The organism is Meiothermus sp., assembly GCF_037443965.1.
Classification (GTDB): Bacteria; Deinococcota; Deinococci; order Deinococcales; family Thermaceae; genus Meiothermus.
On the sequence record NZ_JBBINI010000035.1, the window covers coordinates 25,952 to 37,263 of the forward strand.

Sequence of the window (11,312 nt, forward strand, 5' to 3'; positions counted from 1 at the left end):
GTTCAAGCCTCGACCGGAACCGGAAGGCTTTGCAGAATTTCCTCCAGTACCCCCTCGGCTCTGGCCCCCTCGAGCCGAGCCTCGTAGTGCAGCAGCAGGCGGTGGGCCAGCACCGGCACGGTCGCCCTTTGAATATCGTCCGGTATCACAAAGTCACGCCCTGCTATGGCTGCTTGGGCCTGGGCAAAGCGCTGTAAAGCCAGTGCCGCCCGGGGGCTTGCCCCCAGCAAGACCCGGGGGGCCTGCCGGGTGGCGTGCACGATGGCCAACAGGTAATCCTCGAGGTCGGGCTCGAGGTACACCTGCCGAACCTGCTGTTGCAACTGCACAATCTCCTGTACGTTGGAAAGCGGCTCTAGGGCGGCTTCCGGGCTGGCTTCCCGCAGGCGGCGCAAAATCTCCCGCTCGGCCTCAGGTTCTGGATAGTGAAGACGCAGGCGACAGATAAAGCGGTCGAGCTGAGCCTCCGGAAGGCGGTAGGTTCCCTCCTGTTCGATGGGGTTTTGGGTGGCGATCACCCAGAAAGGCTGGGGCAGGAGATGGGTCTGTCCCTCCAGGGTAACCTGGCCCTCCTGCATGGCCTCGAGCAGGGCCGACTGGGTTTTGGGGGTGGCCCGGTTGAGTTCGTCGGCCAGTAGCACACCCGTAAAGATGGGCCCCGGACGGAAGCGAAACTCGCCATTGTGGTAAATGTAAACCCCGGTCAGGTCGCTGGGAAGCAGGTCGGGGGTCATCTGTATGCGGCGGTAGGACAGGCCCAGGCTGCGAGCTAAAGCTCGGGCCAGGGTGGTTTTGCCCGTGCCCGGCACATCTTCCAGGAGCAGGTGTCCCCCCGCCAAAAGGGCTGCCAGGGCTTGCTGAATCACCTCGGCTTTGCCCACAATAACCTGTTCTATCTGCTGCTCAATACGCTGGTACCAAGATGCAATCATAGGGGTGGAAACCTCCGGGATATCTCCTCGGCCAGGCGGCGGGCCTCCTGGCCATGCTGGGGCAATGGTTTACCTCCATAACGTACCCGCTGGTAGAGCTCAAGCAGTCGAATTAGCGCACCTCTGACCTGGGGCTGTCGGGCCGTAACATCCTCCGCAAACCGGGCTGGGCTCGACGAAGGGGGCCTTGGCAAACCCAATTCTTGCATGCGCTCCTCGAAACTTCGGTAGGCCTCACGGATGGGGTCTTGCAGAGCGCTACGGGAGGAGTTTGGGTGGTTTGGAACCGGTTGGGTGGGCAGGTCGCCCGTTTCGGATTGTTTTAGCTGCCACACCCAGTAAAGCATAGCCAGCAGCAAAAAGAACCCCGCCAAAGCCATCAAGAAAGCCAGCAAATATCCGGTTTCGGTAAAGCCGGGGGGTACACCGCGATCCTGCCATTCCGCTACCGGATTGGCAGGCAGTCCCTCCCGGCCCGGCCAAACCCAACCACCCCCTAGACCACTTCCCCGCAGCCCCGAGAGCAGCAAGGCCCAGGTAAGGGCCACCGCCAGAACCGGCAGCAGAAAGGAGCCCCGGCCCGCCACACCCTTGGCCCTATTTCCCCAGAAAGTCAGCACCAGCACCAGAGCTACCATCAGAAGCATCGCCAGGTGCAACCCATCCAAGGCCCGGTTCAAAAAAGGCAACCAGGGCTCGAGGGGCGAGCCAGCCGGGCGTACCCAGCGCACCGCAGGCCTCGAGGCCTCGGGGGCTTCCCAGATGGTGGGGGCCGAAGGTGTCTCGAGGGGTCGCATCTGCTCGATTGGAGCTGCAGGGCCTGGCAGCCGCAGTTCCAAATGACCCAACCCGAGCACGAAAAGGGCGCCACAGAGTCCCAGGGCCACGAGACCTGCCGGGTTCCACCAAAACCCGCGCCCGATGCTTTGGGCTTTGGACCACTCCCAAACCAGCCCCCAGGCCAGATGTAACCCCAGCAGCACAGCCAAAACCAAACCCGAAGGGTAGAAAATCAGCAATCCTAGACCTGGCCATAAAGCCCTGCGCTCCTGCCGCAGCATCTTGCCCACCATCACACCAAATATCCAAAGTAATGAGGTGGTTTGGAACCAGTTATTCCAGGCCTGTTCCCAGGAAGCCGAGGAAGTGAGAAGGTACAAAAGACCCGGAAAAGCAGAAAACCACAGGAAGCCATCCCGGTAATGGCTACGCCACAAGAGCACAAATAGCCCCATTCCCAACAGCAGCCCTAGGCGCAGTTCCGGTGCGACCACACCCAGTAAAACGCCCCCCAACCCCACCACCAGTGCCCACCGAGCCAACAGCTCACTTGATCCTGTTTGTCTGGAAACAAAAAAACCCTTAGAGCCCATAGAGATTGATAAGCGATTTAAATCTACACCGAATCTTGACCTATTCTAGGCCTTGACGAGCAAAAAAAAGTGCTATCCTAACGCACGAAAGGAAAATTTATGAAAGTTGCCGTTGTTTTGACCATATTTTCGGTGTTTGCAATTGGGGCGCTGGCTTGGTACAACGCAGCATCCCAGCCCGAGCAAACTGCATGTATGCGCATTCGGGACTGCCACTTCCCCGAAAAAGGCCCTCTTGTCGGCATTCCGTCCATCTGGGGCTCCAAAGTGGTAAATATCTGAGTGTGTTTGCACGGGTTGTCTAGCTTGCTATACGATGGCTGGTTTTATGTCGTCTGGGGGTAACCCGGAAAAAATCAGTGGCAAAAAAGAGGGGCAACACAGCCCCTCTTAATGAGCTATACAACTTTATTTCCGCAGCAGCCGCACCACCTCGACCAGCTGCGCCGGCGTGGGGGGCTCGAGGTCGGTTTGGCACTGGGCCAGGTAGGCCTCGAGAATCTCTTCGCCCACTGAGTCCAATGCACTGCGTACCCCACTCAAGAGGGTCAGGATATCCTTGCACTCCCGGTCTTCCTCGACCATTTTTTGCAGACCGCGTACCTGCCCTTCCAGGCGGCGCAAGCGATGGACGATTTTGGTTTTATCGCCGATTTCTGCGGTCATGGTTGCTCCAATGGTTGTTAGCGTGCGACCCTGAACCCGCGTGCATACCAGGCCTGGATACCGCCAGTGACCAGGTTTAGATCCCGATATCCCTTGGACAGCAAGTACTGCACGGCAACCCTGCTGCGGTTCTGGGTGTTGCACTTGATGTAGACCACCCGATCTTTGGGGACTTTGCTCCACCAGCTCTCGATTTGTTGCAAAGGCCAGTTAACTGCTCCAGGGACATGCCCTTCGGCATATTCCTGCGGGGTGCGCACATCAATTACAAAAGTTTTTGGGTTGGATAGGGCGCGGTTCAGGTCATCCACCGTCACAATTTTGAAACCCTGGGCCAACCCCAACGAGGCCGCTAGAAAGACCACCAGGCTGGCAAGGGTCTTCATGCCATCACCCCGGCGCTGGCCTTAATGGCCGCCTCCACGAAGACCCGGTCGGGCTGCCCGCCCAGGATGCGCTGCTGGACTGCACCGCTGATGATGGTATCGGGCACCCCCGAGATGTTGTAGCGCCTCGAGAGCAGAGGGAACTCGTTGGCCTCTACCCCTTCGGCGATAATGTTGGGGTTGTGGTAGGCCAGCTTGTAGGTCGCCAGCACGGCCTGCGGGCAGTAAGGGCAGGTAGGGGTCACGAAGGCCTGCATGCGTACCGGCGAGGCAACTTTTTGCAGGTCGGCCTGCGACTTTTCACCCAGCTTGCTCTCGCCGGTGCCCAGCATCAGCAAGGTTTCGATCAGGGTGCTGAACTCGTAGCCAGCCGGTAGCCCCAGAAAGCGGATGTTGTTGCGGTTCGAGCCTTTTTCCCGTAGCAGAATGGTGGGCGCATAGCTCAGGCCCAAGGCCTGGGCCTCAGGGTCAGCGTGCAAGGAACGTTGTTCCACGCTCAAGTTCTGGTTCAGGGTCGCCACTTCTTTCAGCAAGCCCAGGGTTTCGTCCTGAAGCCCCACTTCCTGCCCCGGTAGTTCAATGCCTGAAGCCGTAAACACGACCAATTCCACCGCCGTTTGGATGGGGGCCAGCATCTCGCGCACCTGGGCTTGGATTTTCTCGTCTAGAAACATGATTTCTCCTTCAAGCGGGGTGTTTATACCCCCACCGGTATATCCCCATCATACCCCCAGGGGATATATTTCGCAAGGGTGGTTGACCTCTAGACTAAAAGCATGTGGGGTTGGTTCAAAAACCTGCTGGGGTTGAGGGCCAAGGTGCCCCGGATTAAGGCCTTGGAAGCCCAGGAAAAGCTCAAGGCCGGGGCCCTTCTAATTGACGTGCGCACCCCCCTCGAGCGCAAACTGAGCAAAATACCGGGCTCCCAGGGCCTGCCGCTGGCCGAGCTGGCCCGGCGCTGGGAAAGCCTGCCCAAAGACCGGCCCATCATCTGCTTTTGTGAGAGCGGCAGCCGCAGCCAACAAGCCGCCGAGTTTCTGGCCGAGAGGGGCCTCGAGGTCTACAACCTAGCCGGGGGAATTTCAGCCTGGCAGGCCGCGGGGCTACCGGTGAAGAAGGGGGATTTACAGCGTTAGGCTGTCGGTTTCAAACCCCCAGCTTTTCCGCCAGGGCCCGCACCGCCTGAATGGTGGTGGGCGGCCCGTGCCCCACGTAGATCTTCTGGGCCTCGAGGCCGGCGATCTTCCCCACCGTGCGCCGGGCCTGTTGGGTATCGTGGTTGACCATGACCGGGGGAACCCAGGGGCCTCTCGCACCCACCCGCAGGGCATCGGCGGCCAGCAAAACCCCCTCGCGTAGCAGGCCAATCTGCCCGGGGGTGTGGCCGGGCAGGTGCACCACCTGCCAGCCCATCACTTCCGCGCCCTCTTCAACGGGTGTCAGGGCCTCTTTGGGCAGCGGCTTGGGGCTGTTGGCAATCCGGTCGCCCAGCCAGGGAATGGGCGGAAAAGGTGGGCGGCGCGCTTCCCCGCTAATGAAGGGGATGTCGAGCGGATGGGCATAGATGGGCAGCCCGTAGCGCTCCCAGAGCATCCAGGCTCCGCCCACGTGGTCGAGGTGGTGGTGGGTGAGCAGCAGGGCAGCAGGCTTCACACTGCCCAAATAGCGCTCGAGCCTGCGCCGCTCGCCCGGCATCCCCGAGTCCACCAGCAGCGGGCCTTGCGGCGTGTCCAGCAAGTAGGTATTGGCCACCAGCGCAAAGATTTTCATTCGTCCTTAAGCCTACTACCCGACGCATAAGGCCATGGGCTAGTCCAGCCACTCCGACAGCTTCTTGCGCCAGCTCTTTTTCTTCTTGTACTTGTAGGGCTTGAAAAACCCGCCCCGGTAGTAGGGGTCGTAATGGGCCGGGTAGTAGGGTCGGCCATAACCAGAGCGCTTGGCCAACAATCTCCCAGCCAGCAAAGCCAGCAGTTTGAAAAGAATTTTCTTCATCGCGTCTTGTCCGCTCCTTTCACCATGCAAAAACCACCACGGGTTTTTGCCGTGGTGGTCTCGCTGAAGTTTGCTTCGACTTGTCTTGACCGAGGGTTTTAGCCCTGTACTGACGGCCCCGACACCCGCGTTTGCGGTCAGCTACTCCCCAACCAAGTCTAGGATAGCAAAGCCAGCGCAAACCTGTATGAGGGAATTCACACCCGTCGGGTGGCCGCCTTGACCTCGAGGCCCATCTCGGCCAGGGCAACCCGGATGGCCGCAGCGTCAATGCCGGCCTCGCGGTGCATGCGGGGAATGGAGCCGTGGTCGTAGAACACATCCGGCAGGCCCAGCACGCGGATATCGGGTTTCAATCCGAGCTCATTGAGGGCTTCCAGCACCGCGCTGCCAAAGCCCCCCATCTTCTGGTGGTCTTCGGTGGTGACCAGCTTGTAGCCTTCCAGGGCCAGCGCCTCCAGCATCCCCTTATCCACCGGCTTGAGGAACCGGGCGTTGATAACGCCAATCTCGGGATGGTCCTGGGCGGCCTCGAGGGCATACTTAAGGGTCTTGCCAAAGGCCAGGATATAGGCCTTGGAGCCCTCCTTCAGCACCTCCCAGCGGCCCCACTCGATCTCGGGCCAGGCCCCCTCGGAGGCTTTTTCCACGTTGTCGCGGGCGTAGCGGATGGCGATGGGCCCGCCCAGCTCCAGGGCCTTCTTAAGCATGGCCCGAAGCTCCAAAGCATCCTTGGGGGCGGCAATCTGCACATTGGGCACGGTGCGCAGGTAGGCGATGTCGAAAACCCCGTTGTGGGTGGCCCCGTCGCCCCCCACAATCCCGGCCCGATCCACCGCAAACACCACCGGCAGGTTCTCGATGGCGATGTCGTGGATGATCTGGTCGTAGGCCCGCTGCATGAAGGTCGAGTAGATGGCCAGCACCGGCTTGAGGCCCCGCAGGGCCATACCCGCCGCCACCGTGGCCGCCACATCCTCGCAGATGCCGGTGTCCAGATAGCGCTCGGGGTGGGTCTGGGAGTACTTCACCAGCCCCGAACCCTCGCGCATGGCCGGGGTGATGACGAAAAGCCGGGGCTCCCTATAGGCCAGCTCGGTTACCGCGTCGCCGAAGGCCGCCGACCAGGAGTAGCCTTTGCTCACCTTCTCGGGGTTCTGGGGGTTGAAGCCGGGCGGCCCGTGCCAGTAGATGGGGTCTTCCTCGGCCACCCCATAGCCCTTGCCCTTCCGGGTCACGATGTGCAGCAGGGTGGGGCCGTCGAGTTCTTTAATCTGCTCCAGAATGTGAATCAGGCCCGGCAGGTCGTGCCCGTCCACCGGCCCCACGTAGCGGATGCCCCAGGCGTAGAAGGGGTTTTCCTGGTGCAGCATCAGCTTGGCGGCCTCCTTGGCCCGGTCTACCAGGTTGAAGAGCCGGGGCGAGATGCCCTCCAGCACCTGCTTGCCCCACTTCTGGGTGTCCTGTACCCATTTTTTAGTCTGGTACTCCTTGAAGTAGCGGTTCAGGGCCCCCACGTTCTCCGAGATGGACATCTCGTTATCGTTGAGAACCATCAGCAGCTTGCTCTTGCGCTCGCCAATCACGTTGAGGGCAGCCAAGGCCATCCCGCCGGTCAGGGCCCCGTCGCCGATGATGCCCACCACGTGGTAGTTTTCGCCCACCGTATCCCGGGCAATGGCCATGCCCAGGGCGTTGGCCAGCGAGGTGGAAGCGTGGCCCACCGTAATGGCGTCGTGCTCGCTCTCCGAGACCTTGGTAAAGCCCGAGATACCTCCTTCCTGGCGGATGGTGTGGAAGACCCCCTTGCGCCCGGTCAGGATTTTATGGGCGTAGGCCTGGTGGCCCACATCGAACAACAGGCGATCCCTGGGCGAGTCGAACACCCGGTGCAGGGCCACAATCAGCTCCACCGTCCCCAGCGAGGAGGCCAGGTGGCCGCCGTTCTGGGCGCACACCCGGATAATCTCGCTGCGCAACTCCTCGGCCAATTGCAGCAGCTCTTCTTGCGAGAGGGTTTTTAGGTCTTGCGGTTGGTTGACCTTTTGCAGAATCACATGTGCCTCCCAAAACGATTGGGCAAAGGTACGGCTACTGCCTACATCTTGCCCTCAACTTTAGTGGTTTGTGAACCTGGTGCAGTACCCCAGGGAACAAAGGCGCCTATTTGAAATTGCGGTCAATCAGCGAAAGCCCACCCTGGTCGCTGAAGTTCACCGAGCTGAAAATTTCCCCTACTCCCGGAAAGAACCACAGCTCGAAATTTTCCCGCAGGTTGGTGTTTCTGGGGTCGCGGTATTCCAGTCCGATGCGGAAGACTTCAAAGCTCCCCGCTGGAACAGTAACATTGGATTTACCCAGCACGCTGTAGGTGTACTCCAGCATCCGGTCGCTGACCCTGGTGACTTGGTTGTTGGACCGCAACTCAATGACTTCGCGGGTCTGTCCGCCCCAGCGTGCGCCCACCGTAAGGCTGGCCTGGGGCGGATATTCCTGGATGGGCGGGGTGTAGCGGGCTACCTGGAGTCGGTCAAAGTCCTCGATACCCAGAAGCCGTACACCACTGGCATCCACCTGGCGGTAGTAGGAGCGCTCCAAACCCCGCCCACTCAGCCGATAACGAATGACCGGCTGGCCTTCGAAGGTGGTCGGCCCAATGATGGAGAGGCGCACCGGAGGGTCTCCAATGGAAGCCCGTGGCGGCAGGTATACCCAGTCCAGTCCTGGCTGCGAGGGGTAGAAACCCACCTGCCCCTGGATGAGGGCGGTGTTGGTCTGGGGTTCGGTGGGGCGCGGCGCACAAGCTGCCAACAATAGTAAAATGGGCACAAAGATTCGTAGCATCGCCCTAATTTACCCTTGATGGGAAGCGGGTGGATGTAAAACTTCGCGCAATTCGATTAAGAACTGCGGTAACTCGGTCAGGGCTGGGGGTTCCTGGGCTCCCGAAACCAGCACCAGTTCGGCTGCTAGACGCTCGAGGTACTCCACGCCACGCTGGAAGCTTTGGTTTAGTTCGTGGTGGCGCACCAGCAGGCGATCCCGGGTGGAGCCTTCGGTGTTGGGTTTGGCCAAGAAGCGCTCGAGTTCGGCTAGGTGCGGCAGCAATTTGCGCAAATCCCGCCCGTACTGCCGTACCTGTTTAAGCGGCTCGCGCAAATGGGGCAGCCCCTCCCCCTGCTGCTGGATTTCGGCCAGGGCCGTGTCCAACCGGTGGGCCTGTTCACGTTGGGTCTGCGGCAAGTTACGGCCGGCGCCAAAAGCCCAGACCAGAAGCCCCACCACCAGCAGCAGCAACATCAACTCCGCTAAGGCAATGCCTGCCATGGTGCCTTAAGGATACGCAGCCACCTTCCAAAAGTGCAAAACCGCCTACGCTGTAGGCATGCCCTGGCAGTATGTGCCGCTGTTGCATCACCTAGAAGCCCTCTACCAGATGCCGCGCAACCCAGAACGCTTCCGAGCTTATCTAGCTAAGATGTTGAACGCCCAGGGCGACGATTTGGATCTGGTGCCGCTGGTCGCGGCCAATCCGATGGCCAAAGAACACGCGCTGGAGTATGTGCAGCGACTGCTGGCAATGGATGCCGAAGCCCTGGCCCAGACCGCGATGGAGGAGGCCACTGGACAACTACCCCCAGTTCAAACCCACCTCAAGGTTTCACTCACGGTTCTAGACGATGCCAAGGGGGGTTGGACCAACCGTTTCACCACAGCCAAGGGATGGTGGGGCCACTCGGAGCACGAGCTACAGAACACCCACCGCTATGCCTGGGTCTCGATCCCCTGCTGGACTTCCGAGGAACCCTCGCCCGAGTACATCCGTCAGCAGACCCGTCTCTACCTTTATCGGTGGGTGTGGCTGTACCACCAGCCCCTGCCCAAAACCCTGCGCGAGATTCTGGTCTATGAAGGCCAGGCCCTGGCCTATGCGGGTGTGGCGCAGCGGCTGGATGCCGAGGAGTTGGCGTACACGCGGGCCGTTCTGGAGCCCCACCTGGACAGCACCCTTTACCCCACCCTGCTGGTAGCCCTGGAAGGCGACGTGGCTGCCAAAGCCCTGGGCTATGAGCCCCTGGGCCTCTCACCCAAAGCAGGGTTGGCCTTAGCTTTGGCCGAGGCAACCATACCAAACACCGGCTGACACCCACAAAAAGTGTCTCCATAGTTGAAATGCGAGATCCGGTCCCCAAAGATCGGTGGGGAATTGCGTCAGGTACGCCTTGCCGATTCCGCTGGTTTTGCCAATCTACCCTGGCGCAACTAAAAGCCCCCGATTTTCTCGGGGGCCTGTACCCTTCGATGCACTGCTGCCTTTACGCCATCCCCAGCTCACGCTTGAGGCGGGCGAGGTCGTCCTCGACTTCTTTGCTGCCGCCCAGGCTCTCGAGCTCTTTCTCCACGTTGCTCTTGTCCATCTCCGAAAGGGCCGCGTGTTTGTCTTCCATGGCCTCGATGCGGCGCTCCATATCCTCGAAGGCTTCCACCGCGCTGTGGGTATCCACCTTAGACTCGAACCGGCGCACCGTCTCGGCGGCCTCCACGCCTTTCTTGCGGGCAATGAGCAGGGCTTTCTTGGCCTCAGACTCCTGGATTTTGCCTTCCAGGGCCTTGAGCTGGGTGGTGAGCTGATTGACCAGGGTCTGTTGCTGGGCCACCTGCTGGGCAAAGCCATCGGCTAGGGCGTGGGCCTGTTGTTTGCGCTTGAGCGCCTCGCGCGCTAGGTCTTCCCGCTCGCCCTTAAGGGCCTCGGCGGCTTTTTGTTCCCAGGCCCGCACCTGTTCGGCGTAATTTTGCTGGTCGCGCTCGAGCTTCTTCAGCTCAGCCATGGCCTCGGCCACTTCCATTCGGGCGTCGCGCAGCGTAGAGCGCATATCCTCCAGGGCCTGCTCGATGATTTTTTCGGGGTCTTCGGCCCGTTTAATCAGATCGTTGATGTTGGCCCGAATCAGGCGGGAAAGGCGGTCGAGAATACCCATACTTGTTCCTCCTGCAACCCAGTGTAGCGCACTCCCCAGTTACCACCAAGGCCCAACCAAGCCAAAAATAAAAAATCCCCTTACGGGGCTTTTTGTTTGCAACCGACCGCCTCCGGCAAAAGGAGTAAATTGTATGACGAAGGAGTTTCAATCCCCTTACGGGGCTTTTTGTTTGCAACTTCAGTCTCGTTCATCCGCTTCCTCCTTGGGTACATAAATAACCCGCTTATCCATCTTTACAGCCAGTTCTACGGGCACGCCCATAAAGCACTGGTACAGCCCAATGGAGTCTTGGGTGTTGCTGTCCTCAATCCGGCCCGACATGATGTTGTCACTCATTGCAAGCAACACGATGTTGAGCGGTTCTGTGAACACCTCTAGGGCCAGCTAAGACACAGCGGTATGCCAGTATTCGTCACTAGGCACTTCCCGCAAAAACGTCTGCCCATCACTGGAACGGAAAATTCGCACTGTCACGATGCACCTCCTTCGGGCTCCTGACGGTTTCAATCCCCTTACGGGGCTTTTTGTTTGCAACCCGCCTCATTGAGGCGGTAACCATGGCTACCACTGAGCCCGTTTCAATCCCCTTACGGGGCTTTTTGTTTGCAACTAGTGTCTGATATTGAGGTGCCTGTTGCGAGCGATTCTAGTTTCAATCCCCTTACGGGGCTTTTTGTTTGCAACAATCGTCGCCGTTGGGCTGGGGCTGACTGTCTACGTGTTTCAATCCCCTTACGGGGCTTTTTGTTTGCAACGTATACGGCAGAGACGTGTTCGAGGTGGCCGCGATTTGTTTCAATCCCCTTACGGGGCTTTTTGTTTGCAACATGGCGGAGTTGGAGAAATATTTAGATGTAGCCCATAAGTTTCAATCCCCTTACGGGGCTTTTTGTTTGCAACACATGTGTTCGAGGCCGGCGAGACCAGGCACACCACCTCAGTTTCAATCCCCTTACGGGGCTTTTTGTTTGCAACGTT

The 11,312-nt window shown here is 59.7% G+C and carries 14 protein-coding genes and 1 CRISPR repeat array; of the genes, 2 read left to right on the plus strand and 12 right to left on the minus strand.

All coding sequences use genetic code 11. The annotated features are described in order from the left end of the window. Window positions 1-2 precede the first annotated feature (2 nt). The 5 genes from WKI89_RS15220 to WKI89_RS15240 form a co-directional block, all read right to left on the minus strand. Entirely contained in the window at window positions 3-932 is a 930-nt protein-coding gene (locus WKI89_RS15220; protein WP_337871046.1) for a MoxR family ATPase, read from the minus strand. Further along, entirely contained in the window at window positions 929-2,254 is a 1,326-nt protein-coding gene (locus WKI89_RS15225) for a DUF4129 domain-containing protein (protein ID WP_337871047.1), read from the minus strand. The genes WKI89_RS15220 and WKI89_RS15225 overlap by 4 nt, the downstream gene beginning before the upstream one ends. A 459-nt stretch (window positions 2,255-2,713) precedes the next feature. Beyond that, a complete protein-coding gene (locus WKI89_RS15230) occupies window positions 2,714-2,971 on the minus strand; it encodes a metal-sensitive transcriptional regulator (protein WP_337871049.1) in 258 nt (85 codons plus the stop codon). A 17-nt stretch (window positions 2,972-2,988) separates the two neighbouring features. Further along, complete coding sequence (locus WKI89_RS15235) at window positions 2,989-3,357, minus strand: rhodanese-like domain-containing protein (protein WP_337871051.1); 369 nt, start codon at window positions 3,355-3,357, stop codon at window positions 2,989-2,991. Beyond that, a complete protein-coding gene (locus WKI89_RS15240) occupies window positions 3,354-4,031 on the minus strand; it encodes a thioredoxin family protein (protein ID WP_337871053.1) in 678 nt (225 codons plus the stop codon). Before WKI89_RS15240 ends, WKI89_RS15235 begins: the two co-directional genes overlap by 4 nt. Before the next feature lie 102 nt (window positions 4,032-4,133). On the opposite strand from WKI89_RS15240, the gene WKI89_RS15245 reads away from it, so the two are divergent. Then, window positions 4,134-4,493, plus strand: coding sequence for a rhodanese-like domain-containing protein (locus WKI89_RS15245; RefSeq protein WP_337871054.1), 360 nt, complete (start codon window positions 4,134-4,136; stop codon window positions 4,491-4,493). Between the two features lie 10 nt (window positions 4,494-4,503). Here WKI89_RS15245 and WKI89_RS15250 read toward each other — a convergent pair whose 3' ends face one another. The 5 genes from WKI89_RS15250 to WKI89_RS15270 form a co-directional block, all read right to left on the minus strand. Beyond that, on the minus strand, window positions 4,504-5,127 hold the full coding sequence (locus WKI89_RS15250) for an MBL fold metallo-hydrolase (RefSeq protein ID WP_337871056.1): 624 nt from the start codon (window positions 5,125-5,127) through the stop codon (window positions 4,504-4,506). 39 nt (window positions 5,128-5,166) lie between these two features. Beyond that, a complete protein-coding gene (locus WKI89_RS15255; protein ID WP_337871058.1) occupies window positions 5,167-5,352 on the minus strand; it encodes a hypothetical protein in 186 nt (61 codons plus the stop codon). 197 nt (window positions 5,353-5,549) lie between these two features. Further along, window positions 5,550-7,409: a 1-deoxy-D-xylulose-5-phosphate synthase gene (gene dxs, locus WKI89_RS15260; RefSeq protein WP_337871060.1), complete on the minus strand. Its 1,860-nt coding sequence runs from the start codon at window positions 7,407-7,409 to the stop codon at window positions 5,550-5,552. Window positions 7,410-7,515: 106 nt separating this feature from the next. After that, complete coding sequence (locus tag WKI89_RS15265; RefSeq protein WP_337871062.1) at window positions 7,516-8,196, minus strand: hypothetical protein; 681 nt, start codon at window positions 8,194-8,196, stop codon at window positions 7,516-7,518. 9 nt (window positions 8,197-8,205) lie between these two features. Beyond that, complete coding sequence (locus WKI89_RS15270) at window positions 8,206-8,679, minus strand: hypothetical protein (RefSeq protein WP_337871063.1); 474 nt, start codon at window positions 8,677-8,679, stop codon at window positions 8,206-8,208. A 58-nt stretch (window positions 8,680-8,737) separates the two neighbouring features. Between WKI89_RS15270 and WKI89_RS15275 the strand changes: the two genes are divergently transcribed. Beyond that, entirely contained in the window at window positions 8,738-9,496 is a 759-nt protein-coding gene (locus WKI89_RS15275) for a hypothetical protein (RefSeq protein WP_337871065.1), read from the plus strand. 172 nt (window positions 9,497-9,668) lie between these two features. On the opposite strand, the gene WKI89_RS15280 is transcribed toward WKI89_RS15275, so the two are convergent. Both WKI89_RS15280 and WKI89_RS15285 read right to left on the minus strand, forming a co-directional pair. After that, window positions 9,669-10,331, minus strand: a complete 663-nt coding sequence (locus WKI89_RS15280) for a PspA/IM30 family protein (protein WP_337871067.1) — start codon at window positions 10,329-10,331, stop codon at window positions 9,669-9,671. A gap of 180 nt (window positions 10,332-10,511) precedes the next feature. Further along, entirely contained in the window at window positions 10,512-10,670 is a 159-nt protein-coding gene (locus WKI89_RS15285) for a hypothetical protein (RefSeq protein WP_337871069.1), read from the minus strand. A gap of 164 nt (window positions 10,671-10,834) precedes the next feature. Beyond that, window positions 10,835-11,309: a CRISPR direct-repeat array (repeat unit 35 nt; unit sequence GTTTCAATCCCCTTACGGGGCTTTTTGTTTGCAAC). The last annotated feature ends 3 nt before the right edge of the window (window positions 11,310-11,312 follow it).

Excerpts from the sequence above, each read along its gene's own strand:
- WKI89_RS15255 (WP_337871058.1), bottom strand. The coding sequence starts at position 5,352 with ATGAAGAAAATTCTTTTCAAACTGCTGGCTTTGCTGGCTGGGAGATTG.
- WKI89_RS15250 (WP_337871056.1), bottom strand. The coding sequence starts at position 5,127 with ATGAAAATCTTTGCGCTGGTGGCCAATACCTACTTGCTGGACACGCCG.
- WKI89_RS15265 (WP_337871062.1), bottom strand. The coding sequence starts at position 8,196 with ATGCTACGAATCTTTGTGCCCATTTTACTATTGTTGGCAGCTTGTGCG.
- WKI89_RS15275 (WP_337871065.1), top strand. The coding sequence starts at position 8,738 with ATGCCCTGGCAGTATGTGCCGCTGTTGCATCACCTAGAAGCCCTCTAC.
- WKI89_RS15280 (WP_337871067.1), bottom strand. The coding sequence starts at position 10,331 with ATGGGTATTCTCGACCGCCTTTCCCGCCTGATTCGGGCCAACATCAAC.
- WKI89_RS15270 (WP_337871063.1), bottom strand. The coding sequence starts at position 8,679 with ATGGCAGGCATTGCCTTAGCGGAGTTGATGTTGCTGCTGCTGGTGGTG.
- WKI89_RS15240 (WP_337871053.1), bottom strand. The coding sequence starts at position 4,031 with ATGTTTCTAGACGAGAAAATCCAAGCCCAGGTGCGCGAGATGCTGGCC.
- WKI89_RS15230 (WP_337871049.1), bottom strand. The coding sequence starts at position 2,971 with ATGACCGCAGAAATCGGCGATAAAACCAAAATCGTCCATCGCTTGCGC.
- WKI89_RS15285 (WP_337871069.1), bottom strand. The coding sequence starts at position 10,670 with ATGAGTGACAACATCATGTCGGGCCGGATTGAGGACAGCAACACCCAA.
- WKI89_RS15220 (WP_337871046.1), bottom strand. The coding sequence starts at position 932 with ATGATTGCATCTTGGTACCAGCGTATTGAGCAGCAGATAGAACAGGTT.
- WKI89_RS15235 (WP_337871051.1), bottom strand. The coding sequence starts at position 3,357 with ATGAAGACCCTTGCCAGCCTGGTGGTCTTTCTAGCGGCCTCGTTGGGG.
- WKI89_RS15245 (WP_337871054.1), top strand. The coding sequence starts at position 4,134 with ATGTGGGGTTGGTTCAAAAACCTGCTGGGGTTGAGGGCCAAGGTGCCC.